Here is a 23,538-nt window from a genome sequence, read left to right on the forward strand (position 1 = left end):
TAATCATATTGAAATTAAACCCACACGAACAATTTGAATAATTTGTTCAATAATGTTTTTTGCGTGCTCCATTCCAAAACCTAATTCTTTACACGCCTTGAAAATAATAGGTAATAATTTTTTTCGAATGTCTGCTTCTGTATTTTGTTGATTCAAAGAATGTTCTGCAATCGAAATATTAATTAATTCGTCCACAGTAAAAGCAAGATCAATCCATTTTTTTTGTTCTTGTTCTGTAAGCGTGGCAAAGGAAACAGGAAGTTGAAGTTTGAATACCCCATAATAAGCTTGTGCATGGTGATTATCAGAAAAATCCGCTGGAATTTCCTTTAGTTTTCTGTTCAGCACATCATGTTCAAATTCTTGAAATAGTAAATATTGTTTTAATGGATGTTCAAATAGCTCATCTGCCTCTTTTATGGCTATTTTTAAAAGTTCTGAGAATGTTTCTTGCGCATAAGGATCATCTCTTAAATCCTGTTCTATCATTTTAGCGATGCGTGTTTTTATGATATCTGTTTCGTTTCTTGTTTTTTCTTCATTCCATTCTTCGGGACGTTCTTGACGTCCCATTTTGCCAACTTCATATACACCTACTGGCTCTTTAATTTGCACACCAACAACATGTTTATCCATGAGCTTTTTTACAAGCTCGGCGTATTTATCATATATAATGATTTCACCTGCATCGAGTTTTGCAATTTGGCGCAGGCTGGTGAATTGTTTTAATGTTTCTTTATAGTGAGTACGTTGGGCATCGGTAATACTTTTGTCATCAAAAAAGCTATCAGACTGTAAGGCAACTTTGAGACAATTCGCAAACTCACTCAGTGCATCATAGAAATCCTCTCGAACTTTCAGGTTTGTATCGACGAGGTTGTCATCAACTTCTTGTATTTTGGGAATAAGTACTTGCCTTAGTTGTTCAAAATCTCCTTTGTTTTTAATCTCTTTGAAGATTTTCCATAGTGCATCATAGAGCAGGGGAAGACGTTTATATTCACTAGACATTTGATGATATAAACCATCTAAATCGGTAATGTCATAACCTTGTTGTGTTTTGGATGCTAAATCCTGATATTTGGTAATAGTGGTATCAAGCTCTTTAAGGATTCCTCTATAATCAATCAACAATCCAAATTTTTTCTTTTCGTGTAATCGGTTAACACGAGCTATAGCCTGAATTAAATTATGCTCTTTTAGCTGCTTATCAATATAGAGCACCGTATTTCGCGGTTCATCAAAACCAGTAAGCAGCTTATCAACAACAATAATTATTTTTAAATCTTCATCATTGGCAAAACGCTCTATAACCTGTCGTGTGTACTCACGTTCATCTTGATTGCCAACATTATCTTTCCACCATTTTGTTACTTCTGGAATTTTAGACTCATCAACTTCCACGTTTCCTTCTCTGGTATCAGGAGGTGACATTACTACTGCGGATTCAAATAATCCAACTTCATCTAAATATTTTTTGTAACGAATGGCAGACAGTTTGCTGTCACAAGCAATTTGTCCTTTTAAGCCCTCATCAATATTTTTTACAAAATGATGCGCTATATCTAGAGCAACAAGCTCAATTCGATTTTCAGAGCGGTAGATTTCGCCTTTTTTGGCATATTTCTTCTTTAAATCTGCCCGTTGTTCATCAGAAAGTTCCTCAGTTATTCGTTCAAACCAAGAGTCAATAGCACGATCATTGACCATGAGTTCAGGACGTCTTTCTTCGTATAAAAGCGGTGTCACCATTTTATCTTCTACCGCACGCTGCATAGTATAAGCATGGATGATAGACCCAAATTTATTCGTTGTTTTATCTTCTTTAAGCAAGGGCGTACCTGTAAAGGCAATGAAGGCCGCATTAGGCAAAGCCTGTTTCATGCGAATATAATTTTCCCCGCCTTGTGAGCGGTGGCCTTCGTCCACTAAAACGACAATATCACGACTTAAATTCTTGCATTGTGGCAGCTTGGCCGCGGTATTAAATTTTTGAATGAGAGAAAAAATAACACGTTCAGTGCCTTTGCTGATTTGCTCTGCCAGTCGTCTGCCGGATGTTGCTTTTGCATTTGAAAATTCTGTTTTTCCAGAAAACTCACCACCAGAATGAAAGGTATTAGATAGTTGTCTTTCCAGATCGACACGATCAGTGACTACAACGATGCGACATTGTTTCAAACTGTCATGCAAAATGAGTGCGCGCGATAAAAATACCATCGTTAGCGATTTACCAGAACCAGTCGTATGCCATATCACGCCACCTTCTCGCCCACCACCAGGGTTTGGTGTGTTAATTCGTTCGATCAGCCGCTGGATACCAAAAAACTGCTGATAACGTGCAACGATTTTCCCTGCTTTCTTGTCAAACAACATGAAATAACGAGTCATATCGAGTAATCGTTGGGGTGATAATAAACTGATTAGCAGTTTATCCTGTCCTGTTACAGCTAATTGTCCTTGCGAAATGAGTTTTTCAAACCAAACTTTATCTGTTGCTCGCCGATGGTTAAAAAAAACGTCTACTTGTTGCGTGGTAAGGGCTAAATTTTTAATTTGATTAAATTGATTCTCGTCTATATCTTCATCTCGCCAAGTCGCCCAAAATTTTGCATCTGTGCCCTGTGTTCCATATAAGCCATCAACGCCATTAATAGATAATAAAAGTTGGCTATAGGCGAATAACTGAGGGATTTCGCCTAAACGCTGGTTACGTAGATGTTGTGATATCCCTTCCTCAATCGTTGGCCCTTTCTTCCCATCTGGACGTTTCGCCTCGATGACTGCGAGTGGTAAGCCATTAACGAAACAAACAATATCAGGGCAACGGGTTTGTACACCACCAGCACCCAAAACAGAATATTCTTCTGTAAATAGAAAACTATTATTTTGGATATCATGCCAATCAATCAGCGTAATAGTCGGGTTTATTTTTTTACCACCAACAAACTCAGTGACTGTAATTCCGTATAAGATGTGGTTATATATCCGTTCATTTGCTTTGGTTAATCCTTCATTTAATGCAGGTGTGCTAATTTCTGCAACAATCGCATCAATCGATTTATCAGAAAGCGGATACTCTTTTCCTGCATATATAAAGCGGCGTTTTCTTAACACATCATATAGTGCAGCTTTTAAGACTACCTCATTAGGTTTACCATCACGTAAAGCCAATGCTTGTTCTGGAGATAGGAAAGTCCAACCTAAATTGTTGAGAACAACCAACGCAGGTATTTTTGCGCTGTATTCTTCTTGAAAACGAGGTAATTGGGTCATAGTTGCCCCTTATTTTTTAACCACTGCCTTCCTTTCTCTGTGATAGCGTAAGCTTGATTTGGATGATTTCGTACCTCTGGATGGGTATACGTTATCAAACCTTCTTCACACATAGGTACAAGTTGTTTCGTTTTTAAAGCACTCGCGTTTCTATTAAGAATAGTCGCCATTTGATCGGCAGAATACGAGTGATGTTGGCATAACTTCAAAATGAGGGGCTTTATCTGACGAGACTTAGGAGTCAATCGATCTATTTCCTCTCTCAAAGCATCAGGTAAGTGACTACTATTTGCATCGAGGTCACTACCATTTCGATTGAGGTCATTACCATTTGCCATGAGGTTACTATCATTTCTATTGATCTCATCTCTATTTTGATGCTCAGAAGGATGATAGCTAATCAGCAAATGGGTCGGTTTATAATAAGTATTACGTCCACTTCCACCTTTTTCAATCAAATGGTATTGTTGCCAAAGGCGACCAAGTACTTTACTTGCTGCCAGCGTATCTAGGTCTGTAATCGCTCGCAGCGCACTATTGTCGATAGCTCCCACCTCTCTAATTAAGACCAACGCTTTGGCTTCATCGGAACTTAAATTCAAGTCTCTAAACTGCTTTAACCAAAGCAACTGCTCTTCATTCATCAGTTGATGGAGTAAAAAGGTTGCTTTAAAGTAGTTACTTTGTCTATTCGATAACAATATAGGCTTAGTTAAACCCGCATCGTTTAGTAAACGCTGCATCGTGCGAAACCCGGTTCCTTTCGTTTCTGCAAAATCCAAGTCATATAAGACATGAGAAAGGATAGGGTTTCTTAGCTCAGAACCCGTATCATCATATTCGTCCAAAGACTTCAAAGAATAACCCGCATTTCGGATCTCAAGCCGATTGCTATAGCGCACAACGATTGTTGGCTGGTGGACATGGTAATCTCGATGCATCACTGCGTTCACAATCGCCTCGCGAATCACTTTTTGAGGCAAGAAAGGCTGATCAGAACGTTGTAACTGTCCTTCTTCTAAACGAAAATAGCGAGGCATATCATCTAAAATCACATTTTCAAGTTTAGGAATAAGGGTTAATAATGGTTCTCGCAGATCAAGAGAGTATTGAAAACGTTGGTCTGGATCTTCTACCCATTCAGTGCCTGCAACGCGAACATAATCTACACGAACAGCCGGTAATAACCCACGTAAAGAAAGTGTTTTTCCAAATAAGAGTAACCCCGCAATATTGGGGATATACTCGGCACCATGTTTTTTAACTACACGCAAAGCACGGAGTAGCTCTAGATCATCAGCTTGTAACTCTTCGGCATTAGGACGAACTTTTGCACGTAGTTTGCGATACAGAGCGATAGCATTTTCATCTAAATCATCGAGAGTGGTATCCGGTAAAATAATTTGTTCATAGCTGCTGCCAGCCTTTGCTATTAAAATAGGCTCTAGTTCCTTTTCAGTGCATTCATAATCACCGTTTGCTCCACGTCGCCATACGCCTGTTTTGCGCTTGTTGTGTTTGTCGGGTTTTCCAATAAAACGGCATGGTTTTGCATTAGGTTCAAGTTCATGTACAAAAATACCAATGACTGATTTGCCATCAAATTTTTCATGCTTACATTCAATGCGGACAGGATGTTCAAACTGTGTGCGGCAATTGTTTTGCAGCTCGCCTAATAACTTGTCGATATTATCAACACCACTAACCCAATGTGTGTTATGTTCATCGTTTGGTTCATCAACACCAAGAAGCAGCCAGCCGCCTCCTAAACCGGGTTCGTTTGCAAAAGCACAAATAGTTTGCATCACCGAAGGCCCAATTTCACTGGCGCGTTTAGCTTCAATACGTTGATGCTCATCGAGTTCGATGAGTTCGTTTAAAATTAGTTCAACTGTCCATGTCATGATAGGAGTCTCTTTTGGATAGCAAAGAAAGCGGTCTTTTGATTGAAAATCATCATGCTCCCCATACATTAGCGGATAATGAGTCATAAAATGCTAAATTTAAGGGATATTTTTTATCTCTTAAAGCAGCTAGTTTATTGGCCTGTTGAATAATGTACTTGTTTCCTTGATTGGATGGGTCTCCGTATAATCCTATGTACAATTTAGGGAATTTACCTTTACCTATCTTCTTTAAAATGTGATTATCATTTTCAGCAAGGGAGTGTCCATAAATAAAAACACAAGGCTCTTTTTGCTTGCAGTTTGCGATCAAGCTCTTATAGCTATGATAAAGATATGCATGATGTTCAATTTTAGCCATTTTTTCTTGGCTGGTACCTTCTGTAACAAACAATGGAAATTCATTGTTTTCAAGTGATTCACGGACTTGATCAATAAGTCGAACACCACTTCTAAGCCAGGTGTATTTTCTTAACTCATATCCTGCATCAAATAAATGAAGTGCGCCATGTAGATAGTGAACGCGTTGCTGCCCTGAGTTAGAGTGACCTTGCCAAATGACATATGAAGTATCAAATTCATCTTCAACATTTCCAAAACCATCATTTTTGTTTATTTTGTTTGCTGCTTCATCAATAAAATCACTGGAGTGCATTAGAACCCAATAAAGAAGTAAGTCATAATTAAGTGTATAAACTTGTCCAGAGGTTCCTTCTCCAAGGAAATAATTAATAAATTTCTTACAGTGCAGATATTTCGTTTCTGAAATGTCAGATGGAATCTTCGGGTGATTTTCTGAAATAGTCTGAATTAACACTTCCTTTAAACAAGCAATATGTGCTTCTATTTTTTTTATGAATGCTTGATGATTTGGTAGATAAATAGGTAATAGATTAATGCCATTAGTGAGCGCTTTAAGAATGATTTCAAAATCTTGTGTATTAAAAGCTTCAAAAGCCTGTTTTAATTCTGGTGTATTAGAAAAGTCCGCTTTGTTATATAAAGAGTAATAATGAAAAATATCAGGGAAACAGCCTATACTGAATCCATTTCCTAGAATTAAATGTCGTTTAGAATAGTTTTGAGAATCAATGATAGCGTCTTCAAAGGAAAGTAAGTTAAGCATTATTTATCTCCGTTACTTTAACCCGTTTTTTCCCTGTTAAAAGTTGCTGCATTAATGCTCTTTTCTCTTGTTTCACAAAGTCGAGTTTTTTCCGCAATGCTTCGATCTCACTGTCTGCGACGGAAAGTGCCGAGGTGATTTTTTGTTGCTCATTCACCGAGGGGAGTTTGAATTTGATTTTCATCAATCTAGTAGGGGAAAGATTATAACGAGTTGCTCCTTGTGCAAGAGCTGATATGTCTTTACGAATTTTTGCGCTTCTCAGAAAGAACTGAGCAAAAGAAGGGAGCAGATGCTTAAAATCATATAACCTAAAACCAAAGCAAAAGGAATTCAGGTATGTTTCATTTAAAGTATCTAAAAGAACAGAGGACATGCCAACTTCATGTGGAGTTTCAGATGAAGTTGTAAAAAAAATATCTCCATATTTTACTTGGTTCTGTCTTTCACCCGATTCAATGTTAACCAGCTCTAACTTTGTAACCTCTATTTTTGAGTTATTAAATATATTTACATAGGGTATATAAGGTTTACCTTGTTTAAAATCGTCTTTTGATTTCCCTGATAATCCATTATAAGTAGTTCCCAATTGTTGCAAAGAATATTCATCCCAATCATCATTAAACCCCAAAAATCGCTTTTTACCTGTAAGCAACTGCTGCATTAACGCTTTTTTCTGTTGTTCGCTATTAGCTAATAATTTTTCGGTGGCGGTGATGGCTTTGTCCCATGTTGATAGGATTTGGGCTATTTCTTTTTGTTCTGGTAATGGAGGCACGGGAACTTGAATTGATTTAACAATTCCAGCGCTAAGATTTTCTTGCCCTCCACTGTTAGACATGTCTCTTATATGCTCATAACGGCTGATCAGAAATTGAAAGTAGTAATCTACATCGTATTCATTATTCAACATTATGGCAGCACAGGCTTGGTTTGTTGTTGCTTCTATACCAAGTTTTGCAACTTGCCCTCTAGTTTTTCCTTGCCCATACATGGCCATAAGAATTGTATTAACTGGAAAAAGTTTTGCCGATGAATTTGCGAGGCCTGCTTCTGTTATTTTTTCAGATGTATTAAAAATCGTTCCAAACTGAACTTCAGCAGTAGTTACCCAAGGGATATCGCCGCCCCAATAATTTTCATTCATTCTGCTAGGAGTACCGCCGGACGCAACGTTTGAGATTTCTCCAATAGTACTTAGCCTCCATGTCTCAGGAACCATAACCAAGCTCCTTCAAATAAGCTTCCATTTGAAGCTCCAGATCAGCCAGTTCACTTTTTAGTAATAAGCGTTCAGCTCTAACTGCCATCAAGTCAATTTCTTCTTCCTCCTCAAAGGTATCAACATAACGAGGAATATTCAGGTTGTAATCATTTTCTTTTATTTCATCGAGTTTTGCGAGATAGGCATATTTATCAACAGATTGTCGTTGTTTGTAGGTTTCAATGATTTTATCAATATTGGTTTGAGACAATTGGTTTTGGTTTTTACCTGATTTAAATTCTTTCGACGCATCAATAAAAAGCACTTTATCATCTGATTTTTGTTTTTTGAAAATAAGTATGGCCGCAGGTATGCCGGTACCATAAAAGAGTTTTTCAGGTAGGCCAATCACCGTATCAAGTAAATTTTCTTCAATTAATCTTTGCCTGATTTTTCCTTCGCTAGAACCTCTAAATAAAACGCCATGAGGTACAACTACACCCATACGACCTGTTTTAGGTTTAAGTGTTTCAATCATATGTAATATAAATGCATAATCACCTTTGGTTTTAGGCGGTATACCTCGGCGAAAGCGGCCAAAATGATCATTTTCAGCTTCTTCATGACCCCATTTATCCAAAGAGAAGGGTGGATTAGCTGTGACGATATCAAAGAGCATCAAATGTCCTTTACTATCCAACAGCTTTGGATTTCTAATGGTATCTCCCCATTCGATTTTGTGATTATCCTCACCATGCAAGAACATATTCATCTTTGCGAGCGACCATGTCGAGCCTATAGCTTCTTGTCCAAAGAGTGCATAATTTTTTTGGTGATGGTTTTCTCTAATCAGTCGACCACATTTCATCAATAAAGAGCCAGACCCACAAGCAGGATCACATATATTGTCACCGGGTTGGGGATCAAGTAATGTTGCCATCAAGCTAGATACTTCGGGAGGAGTATAGAATTCTCCAGCTTTTTGCCCACCACTTGCTGCAAAGTGTTTGATAAGATACTCGTAAGCATTGCCAATAATATCTAGACCTGCGACACGAGAGGGTCTTAGGTTAAGCTCAGGTTTGGCAAAATCTTCCAACAAATGCCTTAATATAGTGTTCTTCTGCTTCTCTTCACCGAGCTTATCGGTATTAAAACTGATATCTTGGAAAACACTTTTAGCGTTATCGTGTAGTTTGGTACCATTTGCTTCTTCTATAGCATGTAAGCACAGGTCAATCCGTTCACCATTTCCAGGTTCATGGCGACGTTCCCAAAGGTTTTTAAACGTTGCTTGAAATTGATCTCTAACAGAGCCATCTTCATTTTTAAGAATAATTTCAGGAATCACAAAACGCTCATTTTTCATCATTTCATGAATTAATTCCGGCTCATCACCATATTGTTTTTGATATTCGTCAAAATGATCTTGCCAGACATCTGATATATATTTGAGAAAGAGCATGGTAAGAATAAAATCTTTATAGGTATCAGCACTGATCGTTCCCCGAAAAGTATCACACGCTGCCATCAGCGCTTTGTTGATAGCGTCTTGATTAACAGGATCGGCATGGATGGGTATAGTGTTTAACGCATGGCTATTTAGCATGATGTAACTTCCTCTTGATTCAATTGGGTTTGGCTGATTTCATTAAGCAGTGTTTGCATAAGTAACTCACCATTAGCGATTATTTTGTGTGCTAACTGTTTTTCTTTGCTAATGGTTGTAGCTAATTCCATAATAGTTTTTTGTTGCTTCAATGTAGGTAAAATAATTGGAGTGGCTTCTAATACCTGTTTACGAATACTTGGCGTTGTACTACCCTCAGCATTACTGAGAAAATAGCGCTGTGCGATAGTTTGATTTAAAAACCAAGCTATATATTCTGGAAGAACATCAGGAACATTTAAACGAATTACAAAGAATTGAGGTGCTGCAATCGCAAGACGCTCTTTTAGCTCAGCATTTATTAATGCGGCGTAATTACGCTGGCCACGTGCTGCGAATAAAATATCCCCAAACTGAAGTGATACCTGAGATTGGCGGCTAGGTAATATAGTCTCTATTACTGTGCTCCAGTTTACATTATATGTTTCATTAATGTCTTTCATTTGAACACAATAAACGCCTGAGTTTTTAAGTTCAGGAATTTTTCCGCGAAATGAGTAGCCTGCGCTAATTGTTGATATGTTTATCAGATCCAAAATATTAGCATCCTTTGTAATGATGTTAATAATTATTGAGTACAAAGCAAATTTTGTCAATTTATTTTGCATCAATGACAAGGATGTAATAATATTCATCTTTAAAAAGGAGTTCACTTTATGACAACAGGCATCCGCACTATAATCTCTACGCTGGAACAATTGTCTTTGGAAGGGTATGTTTTCAGAGGACATGAAGATTTTAGGTATCAGTTAACACCCAGTGCTTTTAGAGAGCATTCGATTGCTAAAATGAAGATAGACTTTAATATTCCCCCAACGCTCCTTGGTGAATAGTTCAATAGTAAAGAAATTAAAAAAACTATAGCATCATGGTATTCTTCCAATCCTATTCATTCGCAACATCCAGCAATATACTTATTAAAAGAATGGTGCCTTTATATAATGCGCTACAACCATTCTCTCCATCTTTTTGTTAAAAATAATCCCAATAACGTCTCTAAACAGGATGCTGCTAGTTTTTTATTACGTGACGCTGAGTATTGGAGGCAGGAAACAACTTTTCAACAGATGTTCGAAAGATACCTCCCAACCATTATTAACCGTCACAGTTTAAAGGATGGTGCGCTCATTCAGCAAGCTAATCCCTATGAAGATCTGGCTGCTGTAGACGAGACATTGCCACAACATTACGGGATCCCAACTGCAGCATTAGATTGGTTATATAATTTTCATGTGGCTATTCATTTTGCTTTAGGAAATGAATCTAAGCAAAACTCCAAATTTCTTGCTTTATACGCTTTTAAAATCCTTGATCCTCAGTCGCCAATTAAAATGCTTGATAGAAATATACACACAGAAAACATTAGAGCGGAAAGACAAGAGGGTACTTTCAGCTATTATAGCCATCCGTGTTCTTTCTTTTTGCAAAACGGAGCTTTCCCATCATTAAATTATTTTAGTCAACGCTATAAAAATCGATTGGACACCTGTAGATTTGAACTTAAGGAGTTTTTGATTGAACGAACAGAAAGCAACTTATGCTACCTCAAGGGGCTACTGAAAGAGAAGGGGATGAATAAGAAGTATCTTTTTCCTGATGTGATCGAGCAAGCTGAATTCACCTCTTAATTAGCGGCACCAAAACGGCACCATCTGAGGACAATTACAGACGATGAAAGACAACTTAATATGTTTTGGAGAAAGAACGATAGCCCAGAACTGACATGGTTTTTCATGGTCTTTGATAGTTTTTCATGAAAAACTAAAAATTAATGGTAGCGGGTTCGATTCCCGCCGCCCCACCAATTAATTTGTTAAAAAGAAAAACACCCATATCCTGGCACCAGAACATCACAACAGCACCATTTTTGCCTAATGACACTCCAGCTATAGACTGGACAATACCAAGCTTGAGATGAGCTGTCCGTTCCATACTTAGGTTAAATCACCCTCTCGAAGTGACTTACTTGATACCCACCAAATGTTTCCACCCTAAAATCATGGAAGAATAAATGGGTGAGTTTAATATCTGTTGCGCTAGTGAATTTCTGCTTATTTTAAGATATGCATCCATAGGTTAGGGCAAATTGTTGTGAGCTTTCCCCTGGCTTATTGGTTTTTCGGACATAAAATACTGGCGTAAACGTGTATGGTTGTTGTTTCAATGCCTTTGTTAATAAGGAGCATTTTAACCCCCTGTTTCCTTGTACAAAATGGTTAACTCAATATAAAAACTTGTTTTACCACCCCGCATTTTTCCAGGCGCCCCGTTTAAAGTAAAACTAATTTCAATAGTTGGTTCATTTTTCTTCAGTCATTTAAATATTGGCTATATTAGTTTAATCTTGGGCCAAAGTGCTTGTTGATTTCCTTAAGAGTTATTCGATGGAACAAATTGAAGTGATTATTATTGGGGCGGGGGCTGCCGGCTTGATGTGTGCAATTGAAGCAGGCAAGCGCCGCCGCAAGGTCCTGATTCTGGATCATGCCAACAAAGTGGGTAAAAAAATTCTTATGTCTGGAGGAGGGCGTTGTAATTTTACTAACTACAATATAGAACCCCATCACTATTTTTCTCATAATCCCCATTTTTTTAAGTCTGCATTGAGTCGCTATACCCAATGGGATTTCATCGAGCTCGTAAAAAAACATGCTATTCCTTTTCACGAAAAAACATTAGGGCAATTATTTTGTGATAACAAATCCAAAGATATTGTAGACATGTTGCTTGCGGAGTGTGAGAAAGCGGGAGTATCAATTCATTTAAATAGCAAGATAGAGAAGATCCAACTCATGGATAGCTCTCATTTTAAGATTCACTCCAGCAGAGGCACGTTTCTCTGCAATTCATTAATCATTGCCACTGGCGGCTTATCCATCCCAACTATGGGCGCAAGTCCCTTTGCTTATAAAATTGCCGAGCAATTTGGAATTAAAGTCTGGCCAACCCGAGCAGGACTTGTTCCTTTGACCTTGGATGTCACTGATAAAGAAAAATGTTCAACCCTTTCTGGGATTAGCATTGACAGCAAAGTTAACAATGAACGAAAGGAATTTCGAGAAAATATTTTGTTTACCCATCGAGGATTAAGCGGCCCTGCCATTTTACAATTATCCTCGTATTGGCACCCTGGAGAACCCATCAGTGTTAACTTTTTACCCGAGCAAAATCTTTTTGAAGATTTAAAAAAAGCGCGTCTTGAAATGCCTCAAAAACAATTAAATTCTATTCTATCAATGTATTTGCCCAAACGATTGATCGAGGCATTCATTCCGCCAAATCTCGCCGAAACAAAGCTTGCAGATTTATCCAATCGAGAGATGACGGCCATCGCACATCAAATGCATAGTTGGATTGTTAAGCCTAATGGCACTGAAGGCTATAGAACTGCAGAGGTTACTATAGGAGGGGTAGATTGCAATGCGATATCTTCGAAAACCATGGAAGCAAATGACATTCCGGGATTGTATTTTATTGGCGAAGCGTTGGATGTTACAGGCTGGTTAGGCGGTTATAACTTTCAATGGGCTTGGTCTTCTGGTTGGGCCGCAGGCCAGGTGGCGTAAACCAAATTGCATTCGACGCAATGCAAAACAGATTTGCTGTTTAGGTTGGACTTTGAACTTTTGTAATAAAGCTGCATGGACGGATTGGCTTTTTGTTATCCACATTATTTAGTTTAAACAGCTGGTTAGAATTGAAGCTTCAAAAGGGCTATTTGCTCGTCCCTAATGAACGCATGGTAAGTACGAATGGATTAATTTTAAAAATAGAATAATCATAAAGAAAAGCGGCTTAAAACCAGGCTTTGGAAAGGGAGTTCTTAATTGAGTAAAATAGCTATTGCTATTCATGCAGGAGCAGAAAATGAAAACTCTTTTGTGGAAGAAAATCCTCAAATTCATAAACAGGGTTTAGAAGCTGCTGTAAAAAGGGGTTATGAAGTTCTTCGCAGAGGAGGCAGCGCACTAAAGGCTGTTGAGGAGGCGGTGATCTGTTTGGAAGACAACCCTTTATTCAATGCCGGGCGTGGTTCAGCTTTGAATGCCAGAGGTGAAGTGGAAATGGATGCCGCAATCATGTGCGGTAAAACTGCAAAGGCAGGCGCTGTGTCAATGGCTCGAAATGTTAAAAATCCAATTACCCTTGCCCGCATGGTGATGAATGACTCAAAGCATGTTTTTTTATCCGGTTACGGGGCTTTGCATTTTGCCAACATGGAAGATCTTGTACTCGAACCAGAGTCCTATTTCATCACAGAACAACAATTTAAAGCCTTTTTGGAAAGCCGGGACTCCCAGGACTTACAACAGTTTTTACGCAAAAAATATCATGGGACAGTAGGCGCCGTAGCTTTAGATAAAGAAGGCAACTTGGCCTCGGCCACTTCAACAGGAGGCACGCCAAATTGCTTGCCTGGCAGAATCGGCGACAGTTGCGTCATTGGCGCTGGATGCTATGCCCATAATCCAACTTGTGCAGTTTCTGCCACTGGAGAAGGTGAATTTCTTATCACGGGAGTCGTTGCCAGTGCCGTTTCCTTTATAAAGGAGCTTTTAAATAAAAATTTGCAGGAAGCCTGTGATGAAGTGATTCACAAAAGAAACCCTAAGACATTTGAAATGGGACTTATCTCAGTCAGTCAGGAAGGGCATATCGGCATTTCATTTAACACAAAGCTAATGAAACGCGCCTGGATTGATGTAGACGGTCATCTTCATGTGAAAATAAAAAAAGAGGATTAATTTCTTCTGGAAAATACGGCGTTTGGGAATGTCACAATGGCAATGAACCTGGGCGTATGAGCAAGGAATGTTCTATAGCCACACATCACAGCAGAGTGAGAACAATTATGAAGAAAAATCAACGCGCCAATCAACTCAAGCTTAATCAATTGAATTTGGCACTGGAAGGCGGGGCAACCCATGGTGCATTCATTTGGGGTGTTTTGGATAGACTCCTTGATGAACCAGACTTTAAGGTTGAAGGAATTGCTTCAAGTTCGGCAGGTTCATATAACGCGACCATTTTAGCAAGTGCCCTTTTATCCGGGGGACCCGCAGAAGCAAAAAAAGCCCTTAAAACCTTTTGGGAAAGTTTTGCAAGCATGGCGCCATTTACTCCTTTTCACCGAGGGGTCTTGGATAGGCTAATCGGCCATTGGAACCTTGATTTTTCGACTTCATTCCTAACCTACGAATGGCTGTCCCGCGCCTTATCCCCTTATTTAAATGTTAATCCTTTAATGGGTATAAAAAATCTGCTGGAAGAAGTAATTGATTTCGATAACCTCAGGAAAAGCGAAACAAAATTATTTGTATTTGCAACGAACGTGACCTCTGGGAAAGCCAGAATTTTCAAAAATGATGACATAACGCCGGATGTTCTGATCGCTTCTTCAAGTTTGCCGACCTTATTTCCGGCCACAGAAGTTAATGGAGAAGAATACTGGGATGGAGGGTATACAGGAAACCCAAGTTTAAGGCCGCTGGTGGAGGATTGTGCCAGCAAAGATATAATCCTTGTACATATTAATCCGCAACATCGCAACGACGTTCCTGTCATCTCACCCCATATTATTAATAGGGCGAATGAAGTTGCCTTCAGTGTACGCATAGCCACCGAATTGTACTTTATAGAGCTATTGAAAGAAAATCCGGACTCTTTGTCAGGTGATGCGAACAAATGGGCTGAAGCAAAAGTACACCCCATCTACGATCAGGAAGTACTCGAACTCGATTACTCAACGAAATTTAATGCGGATTTTGAATTTATAAATTTCCTGTTCAACAAAGGAAGAAATGCTGCAGAAGCATTTCTAATTGACCAGGGGCTCCACTGAAGAAAATCAAAACTCTGCTTCTTGCTAATGGGAATCCTTAGCCACTGGCAATATTTGCTAAGCTTCAAAATTAATCAAACAGGTGAATCAAAAAGCTTTGATTTACCTATTCATCGATAAATTTCAAGTCTTGGGGCGAAGGTAATGTTATTCAACCATAATTCTTTTTTAAAAAATCTAATCTATTCTTAAAAGACCTTTTTGTAACAGGACAACATCATGAAAAAGTCTTCTCCAGATTCTTCAAAACAGCCTCAAATCAAAGGAAAGTTAAAAAAAGATGATTTAAAGAATATTTCTGGTGGCCGTTCTGCTCCAAGTGGTAATTGCGGAGTTGATGATCGCGGTGAGCCACACCTGAAAAATCCCATTGATTACTGGAATCCTAGAAATCCAAGAGGATAAATCAAACAATTTGGATGTTGTGAAAGCCAGGTTAGCTTGTTATAAAGTCATAAGCTGCATCTCACCGACCAAGTTAAACAGCAAATATACTGCCAATGCTGGAGAGGACATTTCACTTCGCTGGAATTTAAGCTTCTGGACTTGAAACGCGTGCATCCTTGAGTTATTGAATGCATTTTGATCGTGTTGCCTTACTGAGGATGATCTCATTAGCAGTGTCCTCAAGAAGGCAAGCTCATCAGTCATTAACAAAAAAATGGATTGACCTGTGCTAAATACAGTTAATTTGCAAATACAAAATCAAATCCAAGAAAGCTTAGATCTGTTAAAGATCGTTTTGGGGGCCGATCTTTTGGGAATTTATCTTTATGGGTCATCTATTGTAGGCGGACTACAAAAGTACAGTGACATTGATTTACTGGTTGTGATAAGCCACTCCATGACTTTAGATGAAAGAAAGCAGATAATTGCCCACCTCCTTAAAACCTCGGGCATTTATATGAAAAGCATTCAATTGCCAATTGAAATGACCTTTGTCCGAAAGGCTGCAATTAATCCCTGGCATTATCCACCTCAGTTTGATTTTCAATATGGCGAATGGTTAAGGGCTTCTTTTGAACATGGCAAGGTTGACCTTTGGCCGACACAAGAAATGCCAGATCTTGCGCTGATTATTACCCAGGTTTTATTAAAAAATCACATTTTATTTGGCTTGGAACCAAAACAACTGCTGCCCAAAGTGCCCTATGGTGATTTTGTAAGAGCAATGCTTCATGATCTAGGCAGGCTTACTGAAGATTTAGAGCATGACACTCGAAATGTGCTACTGACCTATGCTCGAATTTGGAGTACCTTAAAAACCAATGCGATTCGATCAAAACCAGCGGCGGCTGATTGGGCAATTCCTAACTTACCTGAGGCACAGCAAGTCGTAATGCGGCGCGCTAAAGCAATCTGCGTTGGTTTAGAAAGTGAACATTGGGAGGATATTGCATCATTGATAAAGCCTTGTGCAGATTTCATGCGGGCACAAATACATCAAGCCTCTTTATTAATTGATTTGAACGATTCCAATAATCATATAAAGCTTGCTGAATGACTAAAACCGTTTCCACACCTAAACTATGATGAAAGGTATGCCCGCTGCCACTAACCGTCTATTTTTAAAATAACGGATAAACTCTGCAAAGCTGCTCATCCCAAAGATTTTTACGGCTGAGTCTTTGAGTAAAAATAAAAAGCTTTCTGACTGGATTCCACGGATGGTTACTTGGACTGCCTTCGCAGTAAAGTTGCTAATACTGCACATGCAGGTTCATGAATGCCCAGTTGTTTTTCTTGTGCCAGTAAATGTTTAAGCTGATTAAAGGCATGCGTCTTTTCCATAATTAAGACTGGCATACAACATGATTCTGTATCTATTGTCCTACCAAACCCACTGAAAAATCATTCTGCCAAATAAAAAACACTGTGATTACAAAATGTTAAAAAAAATATTGGGAAAATTTTACACGTCAAGACTACCGGAGTCATAAATTTTCTATTATCATAGTTTCGCTCCTGTTCTATTTTCATTTTTCTCTCCTTGTGGATAAGTTAATAAACCATCCAGGCTTAAAATTTCGTCCCTTTATTTAAACCCTTTGCTGTCAAGGGATTAATCTGTCTTCTGACGCACAAAGTTATCCCCAAAAACTGTGAATAACTTTGTGGAAAGTGGATGGAAACGCATGATTTACAGCTCTATTTTAGAGTGTTTAAAAACCCCTCAATCTGCCTCAAACCGTTTTTATTCGTGAAACTAACGCTCTAACAAACACATATGCAAAGAGCTCTTAGCCTCTCAAGACCTCTTCGGCCCTTCAAACCTGCCAACGATGGGGGAATGAAGCTGACCGCAACACACTTTATTTAGTCTAAGAAAGTCAGACGGTCAGGAATTAAAGCTACTTGAGCAATGATGACAGGGGTAGGGTGAGGCTTGGCTGGCGCTAAGGCGTCAACCAAGCTATCAAGAATGAGTGTAGTACTGTTAAAAAGTTAAAAGAGCGTTGGTTCCCATGGTTAAGTCGTCTTGTTTATCAGAACCAGGAATAAAATCTCTTATTTGTCTGCAAGCTGAAGTACCCAGGTTTTGATAATGATCGGCAATCGCCTTTGCGTCATCCAACGTTCGCTCTGAAAGCTTGGGTGCTTTAAAAAAGCCCCATGCACCGATACCTGCCAAGGCTGCGCCACTCATCAAGGAAACCGTTCCTACGACGGCTAATGCTCCACCCAAGGGCGGAATAAAGAGCATTGCCACACCTGCCAAGGCAATGATCCCACCAATAATCATTGTCCCTATCCCTATGATCTTCTCCCATGACATCCTGTCTTCAATTTGATTAAATATTTCAGCCATATCAATCATTTTGGATTTTAAGTTATCCGCGTTAGCTTTAAGACTTAAGGCACGGCGCTGCAAGTCTCTTTTTATTTCCTCATGATGCTGTTGTACTTTTGTATAGGTGATAGGCTCTTGTCTTGAGCGGGTTTTTTGCAAAAGGACGAGTTCGGCCTGTAAACTTTGAGCTTCTTGAATCAACTTCACCATATCCCATACAAACTCTTTTAACTGGTTTCGTTCCACAGAAGTTAACGATTTACCAAGCTTGCATATTTCAGTTGCAAATTGTTCGGCATTGAAAGGTAAGTTTTGGCTGGGAAATAACTGTGTGTGTGTTAAATGCTGTTCTGAATTATATTCGATTTCAACCCGGCAAAGATGATTGGTCTGTGCGAGAAATTTTTGTATCGGGTCAATAAGGGTTTGTTGTGAACGTGATGGACCTTCTGGATTTAGGGATTCATCCAGGGTTGAGGCAATGGCATCATTACCCCTTTCAATCATTTTAAAGAATATATAATCAGTGACGGGCAGAGGATGAATTGCTGAAGCAATATTTAGCCACTCTTCTCGAATGGTGTGCTGATGTGATATTCCTCTTAAATAACCCAAAATGCTAAGTTGGGTTTTTTCAAGCAGTTTGGCATCTTGTATTGAATGCAAATGATCAAACAATTGTTTTGCCAGTAGCCAATTGGCTTCTGAAAGCGAAATGGGGTTAACTTCGGTAAAAAATCGTTGCCGGATTTGATTTATTATTTCCTCAGGGATAATCTTTTTGGCATTCTCATATAAGTGGACAAAAAGTAATTCTTTTTTTTCCACCTTGTGGGTTGTTGTTAGTTCAATAGATGAGTCACCAAGAACTAAGGCCAAACCTGAGTTGAACAGAGACGATTCCAAGTATTCGGACGAGAAGTTTTGAGGCTCCGTCGTAGTTTGCAATGAGACGCACAGGTTTAACAAATTAAAATAAGCCTGTTTTGCGGAGATTTTGTGAGTCTCTAAAAGGTTTTCTAATTCTTTTATTAACTGAAACAGTTGGTTTTTGTACCCCACTGTAGGGTCTAAATAGAATAAAGAGGGCTCTTTTTCTTCAACTAATTTCGTATCGATTAAAGCTTGTGTTAACCCTTTAAATTTTTTCAAGTAGCTCATTTGCTCGGCCAGTGAGATGAAATGCTGAGCATTTTATCAAAAATAAATTAAGGTAAACTTATGTAAATCTAAAATGCTGATGGATTGCATCACAGAAAGGATTGAATGGACCGCAAAAGACACTCTGATTCAGGGAATGTGGCTGTATTCTAGATGATGAATCTGCAGGCACATTGCATCCAGAATTGAAATCTTGGGAACGAAGCCACAGACCTAAAACAGGCTAATTTATAGGGATAGCATATGCAACATAAAGAATATCATCGAATCGGGCGGATTGGCTGGTTACGAGCTGCCGTACTGGGTGCAAACGACGGCATCATTTCTACGGCGAGCCTGTTGATTGCTGTCGCTGCGGCTCATACACCACATCAAGGGATTCTCATAGCCGGTATTGCGGGGTTGATTGCAGGTGCCATGTCGATGGCTGCGGGTGAATATATTTCTGTAAGCTCCCAGGCGGACACCGAGAAATCAGCTCTGCAGCGTGAGCAAATAGAGCTTGAGGCGAGCCTGCCCAATGAAATAGAGGAACTAACCACAATCTACATCAACCGTGGATTAGAGCCTAAGCTAGCGAAAGAAGTGGTAAAGCAGTTGATGGCTAAAGACCCGTTAGGCAGCCATGCTCGCGATGAGCTGGGTATTACAGAAATATCAAGTGCGCGCCCTTTTCAGGCAGCACTATTTTCTGCTGGCAGTTTTACCCTCGGTTCCTTATTGCCCCTCTTGATTGTTTTAATGGTTCCAGGCCCTTATCTTATTCTAATCCTTTCTGTAATGGCGGTCCTGTTGCTGGCATTGCTGGGTGGCGTGGCTGCAAAGGTGGGCGGGGCAAAAATAATGGTCGGTACTGTGCGCGTCGTGGTTTGGGGAAGCCTGGCAATGCTGGTAAGTGCAGGTATTGGTTCATTGCTGGGCATCGCTGTATAAAACGTTATCCATGTTTTTCAAGCCAGTCATTCATAGCCTCGAGACTGTCATTGATGACGGTGATGACTTGCTGGTAAAGGGGTTCTAATAACTCAGAATGCCCTGATTTCCAATAATGCTCCAGGTGCTGACAGGCCATTTTTAATCGCACCGTACCTAAATAAACTGCACCGCCTTTGATTTTATGGGCAATGTTTTGGGTGCTTTCCCAATCATTTAAATCATGGGCTTCTTTCATTCGCGCCAAATCATTAGGTGTAGTAGTTCCAACTTGATCTGACAGTTACCGGTTTTTAAGAAGTGTCTGTCAGGTCAAATTTAGTTTATAAATTTTTCCATCCAGATTTGTTTAGCCTCTATCAAAGTTTGCATTGGAGTACGTCCACAACACATTTTACCCTGATGAGTACGTTGATTATTATAGTAATCCATCCATTCGTCCAGATCTTTTTGCAATTCATCGATTGATTCGTAAATTTTCTTTCGGAATGTTACTTGATAAAACTCCTGTAAAATCGTTTTATGAAAACGTTCACAAATCCCATTTGTTTGGGGTGAATTTGCTTTTGTCTTTGTATGGTCAATGTTATTAATTGCCAAATAAAGCTGATAATCATGCTGTTCTACCTTGCCACAATATTCAGTACCCCTATCTGTTAAAATACGCAGTATAGGTAAATCGTGTTGTTCGAAGAAGGGTAAAACCTTATCGTTCAGTAAATCTGCTGAAGTAATTGGCGTTTTAGTCGTATAAAGCTTGGCAAATGCCACTTTACTATAGGTATCAACAAAAGTTTGCTGATAAATGCGACCGACTCCTTTAAGCGTACCCACATAAAAAGTATCTTGCGAGCCGAGGTAACCAGGATGTGCTGTTTCGATTTCACCACATGCCTCATCATCAAATTTCTTTTTCTCCAAAGCTACGACCTGCGCTTCCGTCAATATAATTCCTTCAGAAGCTACTTTAGCCTCTAATGCTTTTAAGCGGTCTTTAAAATTGGCAAGCTCATATCGCAGCCAAATGCTACGAACTCCACTTGGAGAAACAAAAATACCCCGTTTACGAAGCTCATTGCTCGTACGAAGCTGACCATGGGCTGGAAATGCGATCGCATACTCCCTTACCGAGAGTTCAATTGCTTCTTCTACTCTATTTTTTAGATTAGGTTTTCTTCGGCTTTGATCGAATAAAGCATCAACTCCTCCCGATTCTACTGCCGACTTATAGCGATAAAATGTATCTCTGGATAAGCCCATTACTTTACATGCCTTAGATACATTCCCTAATTCTTCAGCAAGGTTTAATAAGCCAACTTTATGTTTAATAATTTTAACTGTATTATCTATCATGAGAGTTTTCCTTTTGGTTTTGTTTCAAGTTCGCACTTCTATCAAAACCGGAAACTCTCTCTTTTTCAAGTACTTGTGTCAGATTAAGTCGAAACTAATTCACATTAGGCAATGAATCGTTCACCATAATAGTCAGCATTTCAGCCAATACGCTTTTGCTGTTTGCGGTGTTAAGGCCTGCCTGTTCATTCAGCAGGGGAAAATTAGCCAAATTCAATAAATCGGGTTTATTTTCCAATGCATCAGAGGAGCGCTTGCCTTGGTTGTTTTCCATTGATGGTCTACCTGGATAAATTTATTTAGCATATCCCTACAGTCCTGTTGCTGTCGACGAGGCGCATACTTAAGTCAACCTCCCATACGATTAAGCTTAGCAGCAGTATTGGAATCACTCAGAACTCACCCACTTGGAGCCAGTGGGCAGATGAGCTTGCGAAGTAAGGAAGCCAGGCAAACTGGTGCAGAAGCCCTGACAAATCCTGACTCGGAAAACCTGCGCTGTTTACGCGGGTAAAATCACTGTAAAGACCACGGAATGCTTCGATTGGCTGCCTAAGCCAGCTGTTGTTCCTGAATGCTTAAGATCAGGTTATAAATTTGATTAAATACGCCTCCTTTTGCAAGGAACATTTAGCAGAATTAAATTATATCCTTAAAGGATGATCCAGATTGCCCAGTCTCAGATTGTTGTTGTCCATATTGAGCAATTATGTCCTTTAACCTTTCTTTGTAAGCCTTGGTAAAGCTTGGATCATTGAGCTGCTGGGTGAGCATGGTGAGGGAACAAAGAAGTCACGCAAGCTTAAATAAACTGAACTATGCTTTATTATATTTCCGTTATAGGACATCAAGCATGGACAATTCCTCCAAATCTTCCGAAGCGAAGCAAAAATCAAAAAAACTCAGCAAAGACAAACTGGATAAAGTTTCTGGCGGTCGAACTGGTGAATACATGGACGATGTTGAACGAAAACAGAATGACAAGGGTGTCAGTACACCACGAAAAGAAATTTAAACTATTTCAAATAAGCGACTGGAAGTTCAGACCAGCGGGTGGTGTAGTGCGGAGATTTTAATTGCCGCTTCATTGACCAGGATTTACGAAAACCCTCAGCCGCCAGTCGCATGGTCTTTGGCCCATATTTTTGATTGATTCCATCAATCAGCCCCATTACTTTTTCAGCGGCAAACAGTTGTTCATCGCTCGGCTGATGGAATAAATCCTTTTGATAATATTGTTTATCGATTAAATCCGCCAATAAAACACCGCATTTATGGTATTGAATCCCCCTGCGATAAATACGTTTAAGACCCTGTTTGGCGATGGTGGTCAAATGCCTCAAGTCATCGTTGGGATTAACCAGGCGAAAACCAATCGAATTGGAATATTGGGCTAAATCTTCGCGAAACGAATTGGAGCGGATAAATACGGATAGATGCTGGGTGGTAAGTCCCTGGCGTCGCATTTTAGCCCAGGCGGTGCTGCAATGATGGCTAATGGCTTCTTGGATACAGGCAAAGTCCGTCTGCAAAGTACCGAAGGAGCAAGAAGACATGATGGATTGTCTGGCTGCTATCTCCTCCAAATCCAAACAAGGCTTGCCCGATAATTCAAGGACAGTGCGCTGCAAAACCACATTAAAACGATCTTTAATAAAACGGGGGTTCATTTGCGACAATTCAAGGGCATTTTTAATCCCTAAGGCTGTGAGTTGTTTACAATACTGACGGCCAACGCCCCAAACATCCTGTATGGCCAAGTGGGGAAGCCAGTTGGTTTCCTGATTGCTTATGTTAAAAATGGGTAGTTTTAATTTCTTTTTGGCCACGTAATTGGCGGCCTTAGCGAGGGTTTTTGTCCGGCCAATGCCGATGGAGACAGGAATGCCTGTGTGTTTAAAAATAAGCTTTTGCAATTCCGTACAAAAAGAATCAATGTTTTTTTCTGGCAAGGTTTTCAAATCAAGAAAAGCTTCATCAATGGAATAAATTTCAGTCTCCGGCCAATTTTGCTCAATGGCGGTCATTACTCGATGCGATAAGTCGCCATAGAGGCTGTAGTTGGAGGAAAAAACTTGTACGCGATTGGACTTGCAAAGTCCCTGCACCTCAAAATAGGGTGCCCCCATTTTAATGCCAAGCGCCTTGGCTTCATTGGAACGGGCGATGACACAGCCGTCGTTATTGCTTAACACAATAACGGGAGAATTTTGCAAATCGGGACGAAACAAGCGTTCACAACTGACGTAAAAATTATTGCAGTCAACCAAGGCAAACAT

General features: G+C 39.5%; 20 protein-coding genes and 1 pseudogene. 8 read left to right on the plus strand and 13 right to left on the minus strand.

What is annotated here, in order from left to right; genetic code table 11:
- Nucleotides 1–3 precede the first annotated feature (3 nt).
- The 6 genes from EL203_RS00885 to EL203_RS00910 are packed head-to-tail and all read right to left on the minus strand — an operon-like array spanning nt 4 to nt 9,814.
- Nucleotides 4–3,276: a type I restriction endonuclease subunit R gene (locus tag EL203_RS00885; protein WP_058471431.1), complete on the minus strand. Its 3,273-nt coding sequence runs from the start codon at nt 3,274–3,276 to the stop codon at nt 4–6.
- Nucleotides 3,273–5,180 carry an RNA-binding domain-containing protein gene (locus EL203_RS00890; protein ID WP_058472228.1) on the minus strand — a complete coding sequence of 636 codons (1,908 nt, stop codon included), beginning with the start codon at nt 5,178–5,180 and terminating at the stop codon, nt 3,273–3,275. Before EL203_RS00890 ends, EL203_RS00885 begins: the two co-directional genes overlap by 4 nt.
- 52 nt (nt 5,181–5,232) lie before the next feature.
- Entirely contained in the window at nt 5,233–6,306 is a 1,074-nt protein-coding gene (locus EL203_RS00895) for a DUF4917 family protein (protein ID WP_058471430.1), read from the minus strand.
- Nucleotides 6,299–7,528, minus strand: a complete 1,230-nt coding sequence (locus EL203_RS00900; RefSeq protein ID WP_058471429.1) for a restriction endonuclease subunit S — start codon at nt 7,526–7,528, stop codon at nt 6,299–6,301. The genes EL203_RS00895 and EL203_RS00900 overlap by 8 nt, the downstream gene beginning before the upstream one ends.
- Nucleotides 7,518–9,119, minus strand: a complete 1,602-nt coding sequence (locus EL203_RS00905) for a type I restriction-modification system subunit M (RefSeq protein WP_058471428.1) — start codon at nt 9,117–9,119, stop codon at nt 7,518–7,520. Before EL203_RS00905 ends, EL203_RS00900 begins: the two co-directional genes overlap by 11 nt.
- Entirely contained in the window at nt 9,113–9,814 is a 702-nt protein-coding gene (locus EL203_RS00910; RefSeq protein WP_058471427.1) for a restriction endonuclease subunit S, read from the minus strand. Before EL203_RS00910 ends, EL203_RS00905 begins: the two co-directional genes overlap by 7 nt.
- 306 nt (nt 9,815–10,120) lie before the next feature.
- Here EL203_RS00910 and EL203_RS00915 point away from each other — a divergent pair, with 306 nt between their 5' ends.
- Complete coding sequence (locus EL203_RS00915) at nt 10,121–10,807, plus strand: FRG domain-containing protein (RefSeq protein ID WP_058471426.1); 687 nt, start codon at nt 10,121–10,123, stop codon at nt 10,805–10,807.
- Between the two features lie 133 nt (nt 10,808–10,940).
- Here the strand turns inward: EL203_RS00915 and EL203_RS14260 are convergent, their stop codons facing one another.
- Nucleotides 10,941–11,111: a hypothetical protein gene (locus tag EL203_RS14260; RefSeq protein ID WP_156413828.1), complete on the minus strand. Its 171-nt coding sequence runs from the start codon at nt 11,109–11,111 to the stop codon at nt 10,941–10,943.
- A 452-nt stretch (nt 11,112–11,563) separates the two neighbouring features.
- Here EL203_RS14260 and EL203_RS00920 point away from each other — a divergent pair, with 452 nt between their 5' ends.
- The 5 genes from EL203_RS00920 to EL203_RS00940 all read left to right on the plus strand — a co-directional run bounded on the left by EL203_RS00920 (nt 11,564) and on the right by EL203_RS00940 (nt 16,525).
- Complete coding sequence (locus EL203_RS00920) at nt 11,564–12,745, plus strand: BaiN/RdsA family NAD(P)/FAD-dependent oxidoreductase (RefSeq protein ID WP_058471425.1); 1,182 nt, start codon at nt 11,564–11,566, stop codon at nt 12,743–12,745.
- 261 nt (nt 12,746–13,006) lie between these two features.
- Entirely contained in the window at nt 13,007–13,924 is a 918-nt protein-coding gene (locus tag EL203_RS00925) for an isoaspartyl peptidase/L-asparaginase family protein (protein WP_058471424.1), read from the plus strand.
- Between the two features lie 107 nt (nt 13,925–14,031).
- Nucleotides 14,032–15,021 (plus strand): patatin-like phospholipase family protein, encoded by a 990-nt coding sequence (locus EL203_RS00930; RefSeq protein WP_058471423.1) that lies wholly within the window; start codon nt 14,032–14,034, stop codon nt 15,019–15,021.
- 219 nt (nt 15,022–15,240) lie between these two features.
- On the plus strand, nt 15,241–15,426 hold the full coding sequence (locus tag EL203_RS00935) for a hypothetical protein (RefSeq protein WP_058471422.1): 186 nt from the start codon (nt 15,241–15,243) through the stop codon (nt 15,424–15,426).
- A gap of 268 nt (nt 15,427–15,694) precedes the next feature.
- On the plus strand, nt 15,695–16,525 hold the full coding sequence (locus tag EL203_RS00940; protein WP_058471421.1) for an aminoglycoside adenylyltransferase domain-containing protein: 831 nt from the start codon (nt 15,695–15,697) through the stop codon (nt 16,523–16,525).
- Nucleotides 16,526–16,692: 167 nt separating this feature from the next.
- On the opposite strand, the gene EL203_RS14635 is transcribed toward EL203_RS00940, so the two are convergent.
- On the minus strand, nt 16,693–16,827 hold the full coding sequence (locus EL203_RS14635; RefSeq protein ID WP_259637623.1) for a hypothetical protein: 135 nt from the start codon (nt 16,825–16,827) through the stop codon (nt 16,693–16,695).
- A gap of 631 nt (nt 16,828–17,458) precedes the next feature.
- On the minus strand, nt 17,459–18,964 hold the full coding sequence (locus tag EL203_RS00945) for a hypothetical protein (RefSeq protein ID WP_126320074.1): 1,506 nt from the start codon (nt 18,962–18,964) through the stop codon (nt 17,459–17,461).
- Between the two features lie 252 nt (nt 18,965–19,216).
- Between EL203_RS00945 and EL203_RS00950 the strand changes: the two genes are divergently transcribed.
- Nucleotides 19,217–19,906, plus strand: coding sequence for a VIT1/CCC1 transporter family protein (locus EL203_RS00950; RefSeq protein WP_058471419.1), 690 nt, complete (start codon nt 19,217–19,219; stop codon nt 19,904–19,906).
- Nucleotides 19,907–19,910: 4 nt separating this feature from the next.
- On the opposite strand, the gene EL203_RS00955 is transcribed toward EL203_RS00950, so the two are convergent.
- The 3 genes and pseudogenes from EL203_RS00955 to EL203_RS00965 form a co-directional block, all read right to left on the minus strand.
- Nucleotides 19,911–20,144, minus strand: a complete 234-nt coding sequence (locus tag EL203_RS00955) for an Hpt domain-containing protein (protein ID WP_064108353.1) — start codon at nt 20,142–20,144, stop codon at nt 19,911–19,913.
- Nucleotides 20,145–20,199: 55 nt separating this feature from the next.
- Nucleotides 20,200–21,259: pseudogene (locus EL203_RS00960) on the minus strand (IS481 family transposase).
- A 94-nt stretch (nt 21,260–21,353) separates the two neighbouring features.
- Nucleotides 21,354–21,533 (minus strand): hypothetical protein, encoded by a 180-nt coding sequence (locus tag EL203_RS00965; RefSeq protein ID WP_064108435.1) that lies wholly within the window; start codon nt 21,531–21,533, stop codon nt 21,354–21,356.
- A gap of 579 nt (nt 21,534–22,112) precedes the next feature.
- On the opposite strand from EL203_RS00965, the gene EL203_RS14265 reads away from it, so the two are divergent.
- Nucleotides 22,113–22,274, plus strand: a complete 162-nt coding sequence (locus EL203_RS14265) for a hypothetical protein (protein WP_156413827.1) — start codon at nt 22,113–22,115, stop codon at nt 22,272–22,274.
- A 1-nt stretch (nt 22,275) separates the two neighbouring features.
- Here the strand turns inward: EL203_RS14265 and EL203_RS00970 are convergent, their stop codons facing one another.
- On the minus strand, nt 22,276–23,538 hold the full coding sequence (locus tag EL203_RS00970) for a Y-family DNA polymerase (RefSeq protein WP_058471416.1): 1,263 nt from the start codon (nt 23,536–23,538) through the stop codon (nt 22,276–22,278).

Source organism: Legionella jordanis, from assembly GCF_900637635.1.
Taxonomy (GTDB): Bacteria; Pseudomonadota; Gammaproteobacteria; order Legionellales; family Legionellaceae; genus Tatlockia; species Tatlockia jordanis.

Excerpts from the sequence above, each read along its gene's own strand:
- EL203_RS00885 (WP_058471431.1), bottom strand. The coding sequence starts at position 3,276 with ATGACCCAATTACCTCGTTTTCAAGAAGAATACAGCGCAAAAATACCT.
- EL203_RS00890 (WP_058472228.1), bottom strand. The coding sequence starts at position 5,180 with ATGACATGGACAGTTGAACTAATTTTAAACGAACTCATCGAACTCGAT.
- EL203_RS00895 (WP_058471430.1), bottom strand. The coding sequence starts at position 6,306 with ATGCTTAACTTACTTTCCTTTGAAGACGCTATCATTGATTCTCAAAAC.
- EL203_RS00900 (WP_058471429.1), bottom strand. The coding sequence starts at position 7,528 with ATGGTTCCTGAGACATGGAGGCTAAGTACTATTGGAGAAATCTCAAAC.
- EL203_RS00905 (WP_058471428.1), bottom strand. The coding sequence starts at position 9,119 with ATGCTAAATAGCCATGCGTTAAACACTATACCCATCCATGCCGATCCT.
- EL203_RS00910 (WP_058471427.1), bottom strand. The coding sequence starts at position 9,814 with ATGAATATTATTACATCCTTGTCATTGATGCAAAATAAATTGACAAAA.
- EL203_RS00915 (WP_058471426.1), top strand. The coding sequence starts at position 10,121 with ATGCGCTACAACCATTCTCTCCATCTTTTTGTTAAAAATAATCCCAAT.
- EL203_RS14260 (WP_156413828.1), bottom strand. The coding sequence starts at position 11,111 with ATGGAACGGACAGCTCATCTCAAGCTTGGTATTGTCCAGTCTATAGCT.
- EL203_RS00920 (WP_058471425.1), top strand. The coding sequence starts at position 11,564 with ATGGAACAAATTGAAGTGATTATTATTGGGGCGGGGGCTGCCGGCTTG.
- EL203_RS00930 (WP_058471423.1), top strand. The coding sequence starts at position 14,032 with ATGAAGAAAAATCAACGCGCCAATCAACTCAAGCTTAATCAATTGAAT.
- EL203_RS00935 (WP_058471422.1), top strand. The coding sequence starts at position 15,241 with ATGAAAAAGTCTTCTCCAGATTCTTCAAAACAGCCTCAAATCAAAGGA.
- EL203_RS14635 (WP_259637623.1), bottom strand. The coding sequence starts at position 16,827 with ATGCCAGTCTTAATTATGGAAAAGACGCATGCCTTTAATCAGCTTAAA.
- EL203_RS00950 (WP_058471419.1), top strand. The coding sequence starts at position 19,217 with ATGCAACATAAAGAATATCATCGAATCGGGCGGATTGGCTGGTTACGA.
- EL203_RS00955 (WP_064108353.1), bottom strand. The coding sequence starts at position 20,144 with ATGAAAGAAGCCCATGATTTAAATGATTGGGAAAGCACCCAAAACATT.
- EL203_RS00965 (WP_064108435.1), bottom strand. The coding sequence starts at position 21,533 with ATGGAAAACAACCAAGGCAAGCGCTCCTCTGATGCATTGGAAAATAAA.
- EL203_RS14265 (WP_156413827.1), top strand. The coding sequence starts at position 22,113 with ATGGACAATTCCTCCAAATCTTCCGAAGCGAAGCAAAAATCAAAAAAA.
- EL203_RS00970 (WP_058471416.1), bottom strand. The coding sequence starts at position 23,538 with ATGTTTGCCTTGGTTGACTGCAATAATTTTTACGTCAGTTGTGAACGC.